This window comes from Blastococcus sp. TF02A-30, from assembly GCF_003319185.1.
GTDB lineage: Bacteria > Actinomycetota > Actinomycetes > Mycobacteriales > Geodermatophilaceae > Blastococcus.
Genome location: NZ_QOHJ01000002.1, coordinates 371,091 through 387,130 on the forward strand (window position 1 = coordinate 371,091; position 16,040 = coordinate 387,130).

The 16,040-nt window shown below is 70.0% G+C and carries 20 protein-coding genes; 12 read left to right on the forward strand and 8 right to left on the reverse strand.

What is annotated here, in order from left to right:
• Window positions 1-88 precede the first annotated feature (88 nt).
• The 12 genes from DQ241_RS06110 (at window position 89) to DQ241_RS06165 (ending at window position 8,025) form a co-directional block, all read left to right on the forward strand.
• On the forward strand, window positions 89-475 hold the full coding sequence (locus DQ241_RS06110; RefSeq protein ID WP_040336907.1) for a BlaI/MecI/CopY family transcriptional regulator: 387 nt from the start codon (window positions 89-91) through the stop codon (window positions 473-475).
• Complete coding sequence (locus DQ241_RS06115; protein WP_113829267.1) at window positions 472-1,416, forward strand: M56 family metallopeptidase; 945 nt, start codon at window positions 472-474, stop codon at window positions 1,414-1,416. The genes DQ241_RS06110 and DQ241_RS06115 overlap by 4 nt, the downstream gene beginning before the upstream one ends.
• Before the next feature lie 24 nt (window positions 1,417-1,440).
• Window positions 1,441-1,893 carry a cupredoxin domain-containing protein gene (locus DQ241_RS06120; protein ID WP_113829268.1) on the forward strand — a complete coding sequence of 151 codons (453 nt, stop codon included), beginning with the start codon at window positions 1,441-1,443 and terminating at the stop codon, window positions 1,891-1,893.
• Window positions 1,894-1,982: 89 nt separating this feature from the next.
• On the forward strand, window positions 1,983-2,573 hold the full coding sequence (locus DQ241_RS06125; RefSeq protein WP_113829269.1) for a copper resistance CopC family protein: 591 nt from the start codon (window positions 1,983-1,985) through the stop codon (window positions 2,571-2,573).
• 73 nt (window positions 2,574-2,646) lie between these two features.
• Window positions 2,647-3,660 carry a copper resistance D family protein gene (locus tag DQ241_RS06130; protein WP_158545885.1) on the forward strand — a complete coding sequence of 338 codons (1,014 nt, stop codon included), beginning with the start codon at window positions 2,647-2,649 and terminating at the stop codon, window positions 3,658-3,660.
• A 110-nt stretch (window positions 3,661-3,770) separates the two neighbouring features.
• On the forward strand, window positions 3,771-4,151 hold the full coding sequence (locus DQ241_RS06135; RefSeq protein WP_233492242.1) for a helix-turn-helix transcriptional regulator: 381 nt from the start codon (window positions 3,771-3,773) through the stop codon (window positions 4,149-4,151).
• Complete coding sequence (locus tag DQ241_RS06140; protein WP_113829272.1) at window positions 4,148-4,774, forward strand: isoprenylcysteine carboxylmethyltransferase family protein; 627 nt, start codon at window positions 4,148-4,150, stop codon at window positions 4,772-4,774. Before DQ241_RS06135 ends, DQ241_RS06140 begins: the two co-directional genes overlap by 4 nt.
• Window positions 4,771-5,433: a cation transporter gene (locus DQ241_RS06145; RefSeq protein WP_113829273.1), complete on the forward strand. Its 663-nt coding sequence runs from the start codon at window positions 4,771-4,773 to the stop codon at window positions 5,431-5,433. The genes DQ241_RS06140 and DQ241_RS06145 overlap by 4 nt, the downstream gene beginning before the upstream one ends.
• A gap of 133 nt (window positions 5,434-5,566) precedes the next feature.
• Window positions 5,567-5,998, forward strand: a complete 432-nt coding sequence (locus tag DQ241_RS06150; protein ID WP_233492243.1) for a signal peptidase II — start codon at window positions 5,567-5,569, stop codon at window positions 5,996-5,998.
• Window positions 5,999-6,151: 153 nt separating this feature from the next.
• Window positions 6,152-6,730, forward strand: a complete 579-nt coding sequence (locus DQ241_RS06155; protein ID WP_199584123.1) for a class I SAM-dependent methyltransferase — start codon at window positions 6,152-6,154, stop codon at window positions 6,728-6,730.
• 96 nt (window positions 6,731-6,826) lie between these two features.
• On the forward strand, window positions 6,827-7,429 hold the full coding sequence (locus tag DQ241_RS06160; RefSeq protein WP_113829276.1) for a cadmium resistance transporter: 603 nt from the start codon (window positions 6,827-6,829) through the stop codon (window positions 7,427-7,429).
• A gap of 296 nt (window positions 7,430-7,725) precedes the next feature.
• Window positions 7,726-8,025 (forward strand): thioredoxin family protein, encoded by a 300-nt coding sequence (locus tag DQ241_RS06165; RefSeq protein ID WP_113829277.1) that lies wholly within the window; start codon window positions 7,726-7,728, stop codon window positions 8,023-8,025.
• Window positions 8,026-8,341: 316 nt separating this feature from the next.
• Here DQ241_RS06165 and DQ241_RS06170 read toward each other — a convergent pair whose 3' ends face one another.
• The 8 genes from DQ241_RS06170 to DQ241_RS06205 all read right to left on the reverse strand — a co-directional run bounded on the left by DQ241_RS06170 (window position 8,342) and on the right by DQ241_RS06205 (window position 16,035).
• Window positions 8,342-9,079, reverse strand: coding sequence for a ZIP family metal transporter (locus DQ241_RS06170; protein WP_233492244.1), 738 nt, complete (start codon window positions 9,077-9,079; stop codon window positions 8,342-8,344).
• A gap of 195 nt (window positions 9,080-9,274) precedes the next feature.
• Complete coding sequence (locus tag DQ241_RS06175) at window positions 9,275-10,243, reverse strand: cation diffusion facilitator family transporter (protein ID WP_113829278.1); 969 nt, start codon at window positions 10,241-10,243, stop codon at window positions 9,275-9,277.
• 61 nt (window positions 10,244-10,304) lie between these two features.
• Complete coding sequence (locus DQ241_RS06180) at window positions 10,305-12,164, reverse strand: cation-translocating P-type ATPase (RefSeq protein ID WP_304554477.1); 1,860 nt, start codon at window positions 12,162-12,164, stop codon at window positions 10,305-10,307.
• A 543-nt stretch (window positions 12,165-12,707) separates the two neighbouring features.
• Complete coding sequence (locus DQ241_RS06185) at window positions 12,708-13,034, reverse strand: helix-turn-helix transcriptional regulator (RefSeq protein ID WP_113829460.1); 327 nt, start codon at window positions 13,032-13,034, stop codon at window positions 12,708-12,710.
• A gap of 79 nt (window positions 13,035-13,113) precedes the next feature.
• Window positions 13,114-13,836, reverse strand: a complete 723-nt coding sequence (locus DQ241_RS06190) for a M23 family metallopeptidase (protein WP_233492246.1) — start codon at window positions 13,834-13,836, stop codon at window positions 13,114-13,116.
• A gap of 108 nt (window positions 13,837-13,944) precedes the next feature.
• A complete protein-coding gene (locus tag DQ241_RS06195) occupies window positions 13,945-14,787 on the reverse strand; it encodes a cytochrome c biogenesis CcdA family protein (protein WP_113829279.1) in 843 nt (280 codons plus the stop codon).
• Complete coding sequence (locus tag DQ241_RS06200; RefSeq protein ID WP_233492247.1) at window positions 14,784-15,395, reverse strand: TlpA disulfide reductase family protein; 612 nt, start codon at window positions 15,393-15,395, stop codon at window positions 14,784-14,786. Before DQ241_RS06200 ends, DQ241_RS06195 begins: the two co-directional genes overlap by 4 nt.
• Complete coding sequence (locus tag DQ241_RS06205; protein WP_233492248.1) at window positions 15,388-16,035, reverse strand: vitamin K epoxide reductase family protein; 648 nt, start codon at window positions 16,033-16,035, stop codon at window positions 15,388-15,390. The genes DQ241_RS06200 and DQ241_RS06205 overlap by 8 nt, the downstream gene beginning before the upstream one ends.
• Window positions 16,036-16,040: the final 5 nt, after the last annotated feature.

Below are 16,040 nucleotides of genomic sequence, written 5' to 3' on the forward strand. Positions count from 1 at the left end.
GGATCGTAGAAGGGGTCGGTGGGGGCGTGTCCCCTACGAGCGGCCGTCACGGTGCTTCGGCGGAGTCGCGGCGAGAGGAAGTGGGTCCATGCGACCGTTCGGAGAACTTGAGGCGGCGATCATGCGGGATCTGTGGGAGCGAGCGGAGCCTGCGACCGTCCGAGATGTGCTGGCCTCGCTCAGCACGTCCCGCAAACTCGCCTACACGACCGTGATGACGGTGATGGACAACCTGCACCGCAAGGGTCAGGTGACCCGTGAGATGAGCGGCCGGGCGTGGCTGTACCGGCCAGTGCGCACGCAGGCCCAGCACGCAGCGGCCCTGCTGCAAGACGTGCTGGCGGAGTCCGCAGATCGGCAGGAGGTGCTCATGCACTTCGTCGCCGACCTGGATTCCGACAGCGTCACCCAGCTCAGGTCGGCAGTGGAGAGCGCGCGCCGGCGCGGTCAGCAGGCTGAAGGCGGCGGACCATGATCGCCAGCCTGAGTCTGCTCTGCGTGGCGGCCGCGATCCTCCTGGTGGGTCCGCGGCTGGCATCGGCGCCCTGGACCCGGCAGGCACCGCGCGTGGCGATCTTCGCCTGGCAGGCTCTGACCATCAGCGCGGTGATCACGGTCGTCCTCGCCGGCGTCACCCTATTGATCCCGATCACGGCGCTTGCCGGCGATCTCGGCGCAGTCGTGCACGCCTGTGCCATGAGTGTCGCGGACGCCTATGGCGAGTCGGAGTTGCTGCCGGGGAAGCTCTTCGGTGCCTTTCTGGCCGGTGCGCTCCCGATGTGGCTGCTGATCTGTGGAGTGCGCGTTCTGGGCGGTGGCTGGTGGAGTCGCCGTCAGCTACGCCGCTCTCTCAGCCTCATCACCGAGACGGACGCCGGCTTGGGCATCTCCGTCATCGAGACGCCCGCCCCTGCCGCCTTCTGCCTGCCGGGACGGTCGGCGCAGATCGTGGTCACACGGGGAGCGCTGAGCAATCTGTCCAGCTGTGAGTTGGATGGGGTGCTGGCCCACGAGGCGGCTCACCTCCGCGGCCGCCACAACCTGGCTGTGGCGCTGTCGCAGATCCTGGCGCGTGCTTTCCCTCGTGTCCGCTTGTTCCAGGTGGCCACCCGGGAGACCCGGCAGCTGATCGAGCTGCTGGCGGACGACGCGGCGCTGCAGCGGGTCGACCGGGTCAACCTGGCCTCGGCCATCGTGAGCCTTGCCGAGATGAAGGCACCTGCTGCTGCCCTGGCGATGGCTCAGGATGCGGCGGTTCTTCGTGTCTCACGCCTCCTGTCCCCGGAGCCGCCGCTGAATCCGTGGCGGTACCGCGTTGCTGTCGTCGGTGCACTGACCGTCGTCGTAGCGCCGCTGCTCATCGCCGGCTACCCCGCCGTGTGTGCCGCGCTGAGCGACATCTGCAACATTCCGTGACTGTGACCGGCAAGCAGTAGAGCCATGGTCGAGTTGCGTCGACGAACTGTGCTGCTGACAGCTCTGGCGGGGGCGGGCGCCATGGTCTTGTCCGCCTGCGGCTCGGACCCGGACGAGTCGTCCGACGACGCGCCGGCTGACGTTTCGGCCGACGGAACGGTCTCCATCGCCCCCGACGGGACCCAGGAGGTCACAGTGCTGGTGCGCGACGACTACGACTTCTACCCCGCCGCGTTCACGGTGACCGCCGGGCGGGTGCGGCTCTCCCTCATCAGCGAGGCGAAGGAGTTGACGCACAACTTCCGGTTCACGCCCGGCGCCGGGCCGGCCGAGATCGCCGAAGAGATTCCCATCCTGGCACCGGGCATGAGCGACACGATGGAGTTCACCGTGGATCAGCCCGGCGACTACCAGTTCGAGTGTTCGTTCCACGTCGCTCTGGGCCAGATCGGGACGATGGCCGTGGCTCCAGGATGACCGGACGCAGGTACGCCCGCGCCGCCGCCACTCGTCGAGGCGATTTCCTGCTCAGCCCCGCCACTCGCCAACAACGCCACTGAGGATTCATGTTCACGTCTGTTCCCCGCAATCTGGTCCTGGTTGCGGCGACGGCCCTCGCCTCGCTGCTGCTCGTCCTCAGCGGCGGTCCGGCTGCCGCCCACACCGGCCTGCAGTCCTCGACGCCTGCTGACGGAGAGACGCTGACCGCCGCTCCGGACGCGTTCAGCCTCACGTTCTCCTCGGCGATCGCCTCGGAGTTCGCCCAGGTGGCTGTCACCGGCCCGGACGGGGAGTCGGTCACCTCAGGGGAAGCTGCCATCGACGGTGCGGTCGTGTCACAGCCGGTCAGCACGAGCGGTGACGGCGCCTACGTGGTGGCGTACCGGGTTGTCTCCGATGACGGCCATCCCGTGTCCGGCCAGCTCACCTTCACCCTGACGGGCTCCGGCGGTGCGGCGACGGAGACAGCCCCGGCTCAGCCGACTCTGCCGACCACGCCCGCACCCAGCCCGGACACGGCGACCGCGGTCTCTCCGGCCGTCGACAGCGACGCAGACAGCAGCTGGGGCCTGTGGTTGCTCCTCGTCGCGGCGGGCCTGCTGTTCATCGTGGCCACGTGGCTCGCGCTGCGCCGGCGCGGCGACACCGGTGGCTGAGCCGCGCGTGGACGAGAGCTCCTCGCCGCCGGCAACGGCTCGCCGAGGCCTCCTGGTCCTCGTTTCCTCGCTGGTGGCCATCGCGGTCTGTGCGCTCACGCTGTGGGCCGGTGGCGCGGCCGCCGTCGTCTCGGTCCCCGGCATTCCAGCCCCGCCGCCGGTCGTCGCCTGGCTGGTGCCCGCCCTACGGCTGATCGCCGACGCCTCGGCGGTACTGACCGTGGGCTGCCTGCTCGGGGCCGTGGTTCTCGTGCCGGGAGACACGGTCCTGAGTACGGCCGGCTACCGATGGGTGCGGCTGGCCGGCTGGGGTGCGCTGGCCTGGTCGCTGGCCTCGCTGGCTTCGCTTCCGGTGCTGCTCGCCGATTTCCTCGGCACGGGGTTCTCGGCGATCTCGCTGCGCGGCGTCTGGAGCTTCGTCGAAAGCGTCGAGCAGGGGCGAGACCTGGCCCTGGTCGCCGCTCTTGCCGCCGTCGTGGCCATCTTCGCCCGAATCGTCTGGCGTCGGGCCGGTGCCCGGGTGCTATTCCTAGTGGCTCTGATAGCGACTGTTCCGCCCGCCTTCACCTCGCACTCCGCCGACGCGGCCGATCACGACCTCGCCGTCGCCGCCGTGGCACTACACGTACTCGGTGTGGTGCTGTGGGCCGGTGGCTTGCTGGCGCTGATGCTCGCCGCCAGGCTCACCGGCCCGGCGCGGACCACCGCGGTCGAACGGTTCAGCCGCCTCGCCGCACCGCTGGCCGTGGTCGTCGCCGGCAGCGGCGCCGCCACCGCCTACACGCGATTCTCCAGTCCCGGCCAGGTGGTCGACACCGGCTACGGGGTCGTGCTGCTGGCGAAGGTCGTCGCCTTCGTGGGTCTGCTGGCGCTGGCCGCATGGCACCGCGGGCGGACCCTCCCGGCGCTGCGGGCGGGTCGCCCGCGAGCGTTCCTACGATTGGCCGGCGCCGAGGTGGTCCTCTTCGCCGCCACCATCGGGCTCGCCGTCGGGCTGGCGCGCACCCCCACGCCCCCGCCCGTCCTGGACGCAGATGCAGCCGTAGCCGAGCAGCTGCTGCCTGCCGCCGGCACGGCGGCAGGGTGACCGCAGTTCTGTGAGTACTGCATAGCCCGCCCGAGTCAGGGTTGGAGACGACTGTTGACCTGTCGGCTCGCGGCGCTATCATCGGACAACGCCGATGGATGGAGCGCGCTGTGACCAGGACGACGAAAACGAGGACGACCGAGCCACCGGTCGATGAGGCCGGTGCGCTCTCGACGGCCGCGTGCCTGTTCCGCAGCCTCGGTGACCCGATGCGGCTGGCGATCATCCGCCACTTGATGCTGGGCCCGCACCGGGTCGTGGACCTCACCCGGCACCTGGACGGCCCCGCGCAGAGCTCGGTGTCCGCGGCGCTGGCCTGCCTGCGGGACTGCGGCCTCGCGGAGAGCCAGCCGCAAGGCCGGGCGTCGCTGTGGTCGCTGAGCACCCAGTCCGAGCTGCTGGAGCTGCTCGCCTCGGCCGAAAAGCTGCTGGCCGCGACCGGTGACCAAGTTGCGCTCTGCCCGGTGTACGGAACGGGAACCTCGTCGTGACCGTCGCCGCGCTCGTCCTCTACGTCATCGCCCTCGTCGTGCTCTTTGGTGTGCGCTCCTGGACCCAGCTGCGCCACACCGGGTCCACGGGGTTCGTCGGGATCTCGGGCACTCCGGCCGACGCCGGCTGGTGGGGCGGGGTGCTGTTCGTCGCAGCGATGGTGCTCGGCCTGGCCGGGCCGCTGCTGGCGGTGGCCGACGTCGTGACCGCCGACCCGCCGCTGGCGGTGCAGGTCGCCGGCCTGCTGCTGGCGCTGGCCGGGTTCGCCGCGACGCTGGCCGCGCAGACCGGCATGGGCGCCTCGTGGCGGATTGGCGTCGACCCGGGCGAGCGCACCGACCTGGTCACCGGCGGCGTGTTCGCACACGTCCGCAACCCGATCTTCACCGCCATGACCGCCGCGCAGGCCGGTGTCGTGCTGATGGCCCCGACGTGGGTGAGCGTGCTTGCGCTGATCGCGCTGGTAGCCGCAGTCCAACTTCAGGTCCGAGCTGTGGAAGAGCCGTACCTGCGCGGTGTACACGGCGCGGCCTACGACGCCTACGCGGCCCGCGCCGGCCGCTTCGTCCCCGGCATCGGCCGGCTGACCGCTCCTGCTTCCGCCGAGAGGACTCCAGCGTGACCGCCGAACCGTCGGTACTCAGCGATCAGGAGACCGACCGGCTGACCCGCCGCGGGCTGCGGCTGGCGCAGTTCACCGTCGTCTACAACGTCGCCGAAGGCGCTATCGCCATCACCACCGGGCTCCTCGCCGGGCTGGTCTCCCTCGTCGGCTTCGGCGTGGACTCCGGCATCGAGTCCCTGGCCGCCATCCTGGTGGGGCTGCGGCTGTCCGCGCGGCTGCGGCGCGGCGCCATCGATGAGGCCAAGGAGCGCCGCGCACTCAAGGCCGTGGCGATCACCTTCTTCATCCTCGCCGCGTACGTGACCGTGGAGGCGGTGCGCAGCCTGCTCGGCGACGAGGAGCCGAGCACCTCGACCGTCGGCCTGGTGCTGCTGGCCGCCTCCATCGTCATCATGCCGCTGCTGGCCGCGGCCAAGCGCCGCGTCGGGCTGGCCCTGGGCGGTGACCCGCTCATCCTCGCCGACGCGGCCGAGACCCGGATCTGCGTGTTGCTCAGCATCTCCACGCTGGCCGGCCTCGGGCTGTACGCGCTGACCGGCGCCTCATGGCTGGATCCAGTCGCTGCCCTCGTCATCGCCGTGATCGCCATCCACGAGGGCCGGGAGGCCTGGGAAGGCGAGCTCGTCGAAGACGACGACGACGACGATGACGACTGAGTCGTCGCACAGCGAGGAGGTCGTCGGTCCGGAGGTCGCCGCTGCTCCTGAGCGGTCCGAAACGGGCCGCGCCGACCGTCGGCGGACGGCTCCGACCCGCCTGGCGGTCTTCACCGGCGCGGGCGTCCTCGCGGTGGTCGACCTGGGCGCCAAGGCGGTCGCCGAGCGCGGCCTGGGAGACGGCCGCACTGTCGACCTGGGACCCCTGGCGTTGCAGTTGGCACACAACAGCGGCGCCGCCTTCAGCCTCGGCTCCGGCTTGCCGAGCTGGGTCGTGGTGACCGTCACCGGACTCCTCACGGGCGTCATCGCCGTGATCACCTGGCGGGCGGTTGCCACGACCTCCCGCCTGCTGCCCGCTGGCCTGGCCGCCGTTCTGGCTGGCGCCACGGCCAACCTGGTGGACCGGGCCGGCGACGGCCGCGTCACGGACTACCTGCACACCGGCTGGTGGCCCACGTTCAACCTGGCCGACGTCTGGATCACCACCGGTGCTGCGGTCGCCGTCCTGGCGTCCCTGCGCAGCGATCGTTCCGCCGACGAGGCCTCGAGGTCCGACGCATGAACGCCTGCGGGCTCGACGCGGCGACCGGTAGCGCCCTGGCAGCCATCGGAAGCTTCTGCGGCCGGCTCGTTCCGGTTGGTCCAACAGCTGTTCCTGTCCTTGAGGGCCACCGGTCGCGCCCGCCGGAGAAGTTTGGAGACACGCATGCCTGTCATGTCCATCGCTGAGCGGTGGTTCTGCCAGAGCCCGCCGTGGCGCTGGGTCGCCGGCCGACTGGTCCTCGGCTGGGCGTTGCAGGGAGTGCCCCTGCGGGGCGCGGTACTCGAATTGGGCGGCGGCAGCGGCGCAATGGCGGAGGAGACGATCCGGCGCCATCCCGACTGCGAGCTGACCGTCACCGATCTTGATCGGGTGATGGTGGCTGCGGCGGAACGGCGTTTCGCCAACGAGCCGCGAGTCACCGTGCGCCACGCCGATGCCACCGCCCTGCCCTTCACCGAAGGGTCATTCGACGTCGTGGTGAGCCACCTGATGCTCCATCACGTCATCCAGTGGCGGCAGGCGCTCGAAGAAGTCAGTCGCGTACTGCGACCCGGCGGTCGCTTCGTCGGCTACGACCTGGTCGCCACACCGCTGACCAAGGGGCTCCACTGGGCCGACCGATCACCTCATCAGCTGATCTTCCGCCACCAGCTCCGACCAGCCCTGTCGCAGACCGGGCTGCAGGCCGCTGAGGTCCGCACGGCGGTCGGTCGACAAGCCATGCGGTTCACCGCCACAAAGCCGTACTGAGAACGACGCGCAGCACGGTCAACGGCCTTGGTCACTGCGACCTCGGACGGTCACCGCCGCGTCCTACCGGGCGCGCCTGAACGGGGAGAGCAGCTCATGACGATCACAACCTGGGCGCTGCAGGCGGTCGGCCTGTTCGTGGCTACCAACATCGACGACATCATCGTGCTGTCCCTTTTCTACGCCCGCGGTGCCGACCGGCGCGGCACCACGGCGGCGATCCTCGCGGGGCAGTACCTCGGCTTCGGCGCCATCTTGGGCGCCGCGGTCCTCGTCGCGCTCGGCGCCCGGAGCTTCCTGCCCGAGGAGGCGATCCCGTACTTCGGACTGATCCCGCTGGTGCTGGGCCTGCTCGCCGCTTGGCGGGCATGGCGCGACGACGATGATGACGACGACGAGGGCAAGGTCGCTGGCAAGTCGGTGAGCGCGCTGACCGTCGCCGCGGTCACCTTCGCCAACGGTGGAGACAACATCGGCGTCTACGTCCCGGTGTTCGCCACCGTCGGGCCCGCCGGCATCGTCGCCTACTGCCTCGTCTTCCTTGCCCTGGTTGTGGTGCTGGTCGTCACGGCCCGGTTCGTCGCCACCCGAAAGCCGATCGCCGAGTTCCTCGAGCGGTGGGAGCACGTGCTGTTCCCTGTGGTCCTCATCGGTCTCGGCGTCGTCATCCTCGTCGAGGGCGGAGCGTTTGGGCTGTAGCAGCGCGGGCCCCGGACGAAGTCCCTGAGCGTTGGGGGGCGGCGGATGCGTTCACCTGAGCAGTCCGCCCGTCGACTCCTTGGCACCGCCGACCCAGCGGGACACCATGAGCGCATGTTGACGCTCCCCGGTGTCGTCGCCGCCGTGCCAGGTCTGCGACGCTGCGGCTGCTGTGGAGGGGTGTACGCCCGTCGGCGAGTGCGCATGTTGGCTACGACGCCCGGAGTCGCTATCTGCTCGGGCTGCGCCCGCTCCGCGGCCGCTGCTGACCGCCAGCGATGACGGAGGAGGTTCCTGTGAAGGTGGAGCTGCTGTACTTCGACGGCTGCCCGAACTGGCAGCTGGCCGACGAGCGGCTGCGAGTTGCTCTCGCGCAGGTGGGCCGAGAAGACGTGCACGTGCAGCACCGCCAGGTCACCACCCCGGAGCAGGCGGATGCCGCCGAGTTCAGGGGTTCGCCGACGATCCTGGTGGACGGGCTGGACCCGTTCGCCGAGCCGGACGCCCCCGTCGGGCTGTCCTGCCGGGTCTTCCGTACCGAGGCCGGCCTGACAGGCGCACCCACGGTCGAGCAGCTCCGCGCCGTGCTGTCGTGAGGCTGCGCGGACGCCCTCCCTCGGCGAGCGAGGACTCGGTCACCTGTGGCTGCTGCGGACGCGAGCGGCCCCGCACAGGCGTCCACGAGCTCGGCGGAACGCCCGGCGTGCACGTCTGCTGGCGGTGTGCGCTGTGGATGGCGGCACGCATCGGCCGCGGCAGAGAGCGCAAAGGACAAAGACGGACCCCTCATCATTCCACAGCGTAGGCAGCAGAGGCTCGAGCGGAGCTTGAGCCGGTTGGCCATCGAGAAGCTCTGAGCCGTTCGAAAACTGACGGCGTCCGGGAGGCCGGGCAAGGGCCTTCTGTGGCGCCTCACGCGCCCCCGTAGACCGAGATGGCGCCGAAAATGGCAAAGCCCGCCGTCAGGAAGACTGGACCGAAGCGCGATGTCTCGCCCTCGTGCGCCTCGCCAATCATCTCTTCGACCACGACGGCGACCAGGGCGCCACCGGTCAGAGCGAGCACGGAAAGGGTGACGATCTCCGGAGCTTGGCGCAGTGCGAGGAAGCCGAGCGCGGCTCCGAGCAGGATCGGCACGGCGAAGCTGGCCGCCATGAGGATTCGTCGCCTGCGCCTAATGCCTGCGTTTCGGAGAGTCGCTACGGCGGCGAAGCCCTCCGGAACGTCGGCCGGCACCTGACCGAGCGCCAGTAGGAGTCCCAGAGCCGGGTTGAGGACGCTCGCCGTTCCGATCATGACTCCGTCGCTGAACAGGTCGATCGAGACCCCGGCGAAGATGGTCATCGGGCCCTTCTGCTGCTCGTCGCGCCCCATCCGGGCCTGCACGTAGCCGATCGCCCGATCCAGACCGATGAACAGGGCGCCGCCCACCACGAACGCGAGCAGGGGTACCCATGGCTGGCTGGCCTTCAGCGCCTCCGGCATGAGCTCGAGACCGACGACGGCGAGAACGATTCCCGCGGCGAGGTGGAGGGACAGGCTCAGGGCGCGCTCCGAGACCCGGAACATCTCCGCCAGCACACCGCCGAAGAAGTTGCCCGCCGCAGGCAGCGCAGCCAACCCGAGAACGACCAGGAAGTCACTCAGCATCCGGCTCCACTACCACCCTGTCCTGAATGCAAGCGGATGACACCGACCCGACACGCTACGATGTGAACGGATCGATCGTTTTGGCTGAGCAGAGGTAGCTGCTGGTGTCGGCTCCATGCCTTCGGGCAGCGCCACCGTGGTACCGCTCGAATCCGACGACGTCCGTGGCTCCCGCAGGGGACGGCCGCCGGAGTGTCAGTCGTGCGCCGCAAGCTCGTGTGCAGCGTGCGCAGGACTCTCCAGCTGGAACGTCGAGTGCGCGATGCTGACGTCGAAGTGCTCGGCCAGACACGCCTGCAGTTGGTCCAACACCTGCGGCGCGTGCCCGTCCTGGAAGCAGGAGTCCTCGACCACCACGTGCGCCGTCAAGACGGGCAGCTCGCTGGTGATCTGGGAAGCGTGCAAGTCGTGCACGTCCAGCACGTGCGGAACGCCCAGCAGATGCCCACGGACGTCGTCTAGGTCCAGACCCGGTGGCGTGCTCTCGAGCAGCACCGAGATGGTCTCCCGCAGCAGCTTGATCGTCCGGGGGATGATCAGCACCGCGATGAGCAACGAGGCGACGGCGTCCGCCTGCTGCCATCCGGTCAGCACGATCACGATGGCGGACACGAGGACGGCGACCGATCCTAGGGTGTCATTGAGGACCTCGAGCAACGCCGCCCGCATGTTGACGTTCGAACTACGGCCGCCCCTGGTGAGGATGATGATCCCGATCGCGTTGGCGACGAGGCCGACAACGCCGAAGACGAGGACCGGGGTCGTGGCGATCTCCGCCGGCTCGAACAGTCGTCCGACGCCTTCGATGAGGACGTAGGTACCCACCGCGAGCAGCGCCGCCGCCTGCAGCGTGGCCCCGAGGACCTCCGCGCGACGGTAGCCCCAGGTGCGCTTGGCTGTGGCGGGACGCATCGCCAGGGTTGCGGCAATCAGCGCGATCGCCAGCCCGGCAGCGTCGGTGAGCATGTGTGCGGCGTCTGCCAGGAGCGCCAGGCTGCCCGAGATGAGTGCACCGATCACCTCGACCACGAGGACGGTGGAGGTGAGAGCCAGGACAATCGCGAGCCTGCGACGGTGACCTGCGGCGTTCCCCGCGGTCCCTCCGTGGTCGTGCCCGTGGGAATGTCCGCCGCTCACCGGGCTACTACCGCCGTCGCCAGCCATGTCCTGCTCAGTACGTCATGGCGCGCGGGCAGCAGTGCAGCTGACGTGCCGGGTCGAGCGATCACTGGGGAACTCCGTTATTCGTGGGCTGCCGCTGGTTGACGTAGGCGGTGGTCGGCGCCAACGCGTGGGCAAGTGGCCGCCGGTAGGCCTGCGGCCGGCCGGCACGTACGCCGTTGGCGATGACGAGGACCTCCGCGAGTTCGTGCGTGACGATGACAGTGCCCAGTCCGAGGACGCCGAAGGCGGCCAGCGGGATGAGTACGACCAGGATCGCCGCCGACAGCAGCAGGCTCTGCAGCATGATTCGCCGCGCCCGACGGGCATGCGCGAGCGTCCGGGGCAACTGGCGCAAGTCCTCGCCCATCAGCGCGACGTCGGCGGCCTCGATCGCCACGTCGGTGCCCATGGCGCCCATGGCGATGCCTACGTCGGCAGTGGCCAGCGCGGGCGCATCGTTGATGCCGTCGCCGACCATCGCGACCCTGCCGTGCCGGCCCAGCTGCTCCACAAGCGCGGCCTTGTCTTCGGGACGGAGCTCGGCGTGCACCTGCTCGATCCCAGCGGCGCTGGCCAGCTGCCCGGCAGTCCGGCGGTTGTCACCGGTGAGCATGCTGATACTGATGCCCAGGCGGTGCAGTGCACGGACGGCCTCGGCAGCTTCGGGACGGAGCTCGTCGCGGATAGCGAGCGCTCCCAGCAGGCGACCGTCGAGCTCCACGAGCACCACGGTGGCTCCGGCGTCCTGGTGGGCCGTCACGACCGCGGCGAGCGGTCCGGGGTCGATGTAGCCGGGCTTGCCCAGGCGTGCCGATCGTCCGTCGATTGAGCCGGTGACGCCCTTGCCAGCCAGCGCCTGTGTGTTCGAAGCGGGCTCGACTGCAGGCTCGTCCGCCGGCCAGGCGGCCAGCACAGCTCCGGCCAGGGGGTGCTCGCTCCGCGCCTCCAGCGCCACCGCCACAGTGAGGACCCGGCGCTGGTCGTACCCGGGCAGGGCTTCGATGGCGACTACGGCAGGCCGGTTGCGGGTCAGCGTCCCGGTCTTGTCCAGCGCCACGGCGCGCACGCCGCCGAGGGCCTCCAGCGCTGCCCCACCCTTGATGAGCACGCCGGCGCGGGTAGCCGCGCCGATGGCGGCGACGACCGTGACCGGGACCGCGATCGCGAAAGCGCACGGTGAGGCAGCGACCAGCACCACCAGAGCGCGTTCGATCCATACCTGGGGGTCGCCCAGGATGCTGCCGAGGACGGCGATCGCGGTCGCAACGACGAAGACGGCAGGCACGAGCGGCCGGGCGATGCGGGCGGCCAGACGTTGTGCGGCTCCCTTGCGCTCCTGTGCCTCCTCGACGATGTGCACGACGCGGGCCAGGGAGTTGTCCGCCACCCGGGCGGTGACCACCACCTCTAGAACGCCGCCGCCGTTGACGCAGGCGGCGAAGACCTCGTCACCAGGGCCCGCCTCGGCCGGGACCGATTCCCCGGTGACGGCCGAGGTGTCGACTGCGGAGCGCCCGGTCTGCACGAGCCCGTCGGTGGCCAGCCGCTCACCGGGCTTGACCACCAGCACGTCACCGGCCACGAGCTCGGCCGGATCGACATCGAACTCGACCCCGGCGCGCAGCACCGTCGCTCGGGGCGGAACCAGATCTAACAGCGCGCGCAGCCCGCGGCGGGTCCGGGCTACCGCATAGTCCTCCAGCGCCTCGGCGAAGGAGAACAGGAACGCCAGCATCGCGGCCTCGCCGACGGCGCCCAGCGCGATCGCCCCGACCATCGCAACGGTCATCAGCGTGCCCACGCCGAGCCGACCACGCCGTAGCGCGCGGACGGTGCCGGGCACGAAAGTTGCACTGCCGCTGAGCACTGCACCGGCGGCCAGCACCGTCGACGCCATAGCGGCGGCCCCGTCGTCGGTCACCCATGCGAGAACCTGAGCGGACAGCCACAGCAACCCGGCGAGGCCCGCCAGCTGCGCGGAACGCGACCGCCACAGCGTGGCGGCTTCCGGCTGCTCATCGCCACCCGGTGCCGGCGCCGAGCAGGTGGGGTCCCCGCAACCGTCCCCGCCCCGCGCGGGGGGCGCCAGCGTGCCTCCTGGCCGCGTCGCTGTCGGACCGCAACAGGCACAGCCGTCCCCGCAGCCTTCCGAGCCGGGCGGCGCGTCGGCGACTGCTGGGCTCAGCGCGAGCCCGAGCGAGATCGCGGTCTTGGTGCTCGTTCGCCCGGTTGTGCCGACGGCCGGGCGGCGCTCGTCGTCGCTACCGCAGCAGAGGTCGGACATGTCATGCCCCCTGACGGGCGGCCAGGCACGCACAGCCATCCCAGCCGGATCGGACGTCGCCGGGTCGGGCGGCCGACCGGGAATGACCTACGGCTTCGACCAGGGAGACCGGATGCGAACGGCGGCCGCTGCCTGTGAGCCGCTCATGCCGGCGATGGGTGCGACGAGATTCTCGGAGCATCAGCAGCAGCCCTCCGTCGCTGCGGTCGCACAGGCGTCGGGATCCACGGCCAGGACGACGCCCAGCAGATCGCCGAGGGCGTGGGTGAGCCGGGCGTCCGCCAATTCATACCGAGAGCGCCGGCCCTCGGGAACCGCCACGACCAAGCCGCACCCACGCAAGCAAGCCAGGTGGTTGGAGAGGTTCTGCCGCGTCACGCCGAGCATCTCGGCGAGCTCGGACGGGTACCCCGGCCCTTCGCGCAGCGCGAGCAGGAGACGAGTACGGGTGGGGTCGGACAGGGCGTGGCCGAAGCGGGCGAGCACTTCAGCGTGCAGCACAGGCATCACGACATCACCGTACAGCGTTCACTGAATACAGCCAATACTGTCCTTGCGGCCCATCCGGCTGCGATTCCCTCGGGACCTAATTGACGTCGACGCCTCGTTCGCGGAGCCAGGAGGCCGGATCGGCACGGCGGCCGTCGAGCCCATCCTCGAACACCTCGAAGTGCAGATGTGGCCCTGTCGACTGGCCACGATTGCCGAGCAGGGCAATGGTGTCACCGGCCCTGACGGTCTGGCCCTCATCGACCAGGATCCGCTCCATGTGGCCGTACACGGTGACATCACCGTTGTCGTGGAGGATGTACACCGCAAGTCCGAACCCTTGGGCGGACCCTGCTCTCAGTACGACGCCATCCGCCGCGGCGTACTCCGGGGTCATCATGGGCGCCGCGATGTCCAGTCCGTAGTGCATCGAGCCCCATCGGCGTCCGTAGGCGCTGGTCAGGCGTCCCTCCACGGGCATGACAGCCTTGGGTCGCGCTGCTTCCTCCCGCGCAGCACGGGAGGCGGCCAGTTCCTGGCTGCGGGCAGCCATCTGGGCTTCAGCGATCTGAGGCCGAGCGGCTTGGTCGGACAGGATGTCGAGGGGTTCTTCCGTGAAAACCACCGATCCGGCCGGACCTTCGTGGGCGTGGGCGACCGGAGTGTCCAGCCACCAGCCGCCCTCCCAGAAGCTTGCTGCCACACCGCCGACGACGATCGCACTGAGGAGGAGTCGCGGTCGCTGGCGCAGGCCGGGGGCGGGCCGGGAGTGCCGGGAGGTCGCAATCGCCGGCCTGTGCAGTCGCCCGATCACGTTCACCGTCCCAATGCTCTCGCCGTTGATTCCGAGCGATATAACAGCACACCGTGATCGAACGGTGACCTAAGCACCTTAGTAGTGGGCGTGTCCTGACCGCGCGCTCGACGGTCAGAAGGCAGAGGTGCCGAAGCCGGTGGAAGCCAGCCAGGAGCGCAGCCACACCATGATGTGGTCCCAGCCGCCGGTGACCAGCAGGATGCCGAGCAGGATGAGGAGCACGCCGCCGATCCGCATGACGGTCTGGGCGTGCCGGCGGGCCCACGACGACAGCGTGAGTGCGCGGCGGGCGCCGAGTGCGACGAGCACGAAGGGGATCCCCAGGCCGAGGCAGTAGGCGAGACCCAGAACGGCGCCCCGGGCGGCCGAGGCCTCGGTGTAGGCCAGCGTGTTGACCGCCGACAGCGTCGGCCCCAGGCACGGCGTCCACCCGAGCCCGAAGACGACGCCCAGTACGGGGGCGCCGAGGAGGCCGGCCGGAGGGCGCCGGGTGATGCGTCGCTCGCGCTGCAGCCAGTGGAGCCCGCCGAGGAAGGCCAGCCCCATGATGATGGTGACGACGCCCATGAGTCGGGTCAGCAGGGGAGCCCATTCGAGGAGCAGGCGGCCCAGGCCCCCGAAGAGTGCTCCGAAGGACACGAAGACCGCGGTGAAACCCAGTACGAAGAGCAGGGCGCCGGTGACCACTCGGCGCCGTTGACCGGGCGGTGCAGTGATGGTCGAGCCGGGACGGTCGGCCGCCGCCGTGGCCTCGCTGCGGTTGATGGCGGGTGCTGCCGGGGCGCTGGTCTGGGCGCCGGTCAGGCCGGCGACGTATGCGAGATAGCCAGGGACGAGCGGAAGCACGCACGGCGAGGCGAAGCTGATGAGGCCGACCAGTGCGGCGACTCCTGCGGCGAGCAGCAGTGAGCCGTCGCTGACGATGGTGGCGAAGGCGTCGCCGAGCTCACTCACCTCGGGGTCTCTTCGGCCAGGAGTCGATCGATCGCTCGCCGGAGGTCATCTTCCGGGACGACCGCCACGTAGACGGCGGCCACCTTCCCAGCGGGGTCGATGATGAGGGTGCTGGGCACGACGTTGGCCGGGAAGCCTCGGAAGGCCATCGCCACCTCGCCTCGTGGATCGAAGAGCGACGGGTACTCAGCTCCCACCGATTCGACGAAGGCCTGCGCCATCTGGCGGTTGTCCTTCACGTCGACGCCGAGGAACTCCACGCCCGAATCGGCAACGTCCGCATACACGGCCTGGAACTCCGGCGTCTCCACACGGCAGGGCGCACACCACGATCCCCAGAAATTGAGCACCGTGATCTCGCCGGCCAGCTCCGCCGATTCGAATGCAGTCCCGTCGAGGAGCTCTCCTGTGAAGGTCGGCGCCGATTCCCGCTCTGCCGGAGGGATTACCTCACCGAGCGGCGTGTTGCCCGCGAAGTCGAAGTCTCCCGAGCTCTCTGTGGCCGTGCTGGCGTTGGTAGCGCTCTCTCCGGAGCAGCCGGCCAGGGCGGCGGCGATCATCAGGCCGCAGAGCGCCAGAACTCCGCGACGGGATCCGATGTCAGTCAACGAGAGTGCTCCAGTACAGCCAGAACCGCTCCAGGATGGCGGCGGTGATGAAGAGGAACCACATGGTGAGCACGACACCGTGATGGACTCGTGCCCGCCCCACTGCGCGGGCGAGCCAAGGCGGCAATCGCGATGTGATTGCGGTGGCGTTGTGCAGGGTGACGTACCAGAAAATCGGAACCGTCACCGCCCAGACGACCATGCAGTACGGGCAGAGTGCGCCGATCCGGTACAGGCTGCTGAAGATCAGCCAGTGCACGAAGACGACGCCGAGGGAGACGCCGACCTGCAGGCCGCCCCAGAACCAGCCCGTCATCCGGGCGCCGGCGAGTCGGGCCGCCCCAACCGCGGCCACGACGGCGAAGCCGGCGATGCCGAGCAGGGGGTTGGGAAAACCGAAGGCCTCGGCTTGCGGGCTGGACATGATGGAGCCGCAGCTCAGGACGGGATTGAGACTGCACGTCGGCACGTAGGACGGATCAGCCAGGAGCGCGTACTTCTCGACGGCCAGGACGAAGGACGCGACGAGCCCGAGCAGCCCGCCGACCAGGAGCAGCCAAGCCAGCCCGCGCTCCGAAGGCGCCTCCCGGCCGTTCGAGCCGGAAGGCGGCGTCGAGTGCTCAGTGGGGGTGACGGTCAAGGTCG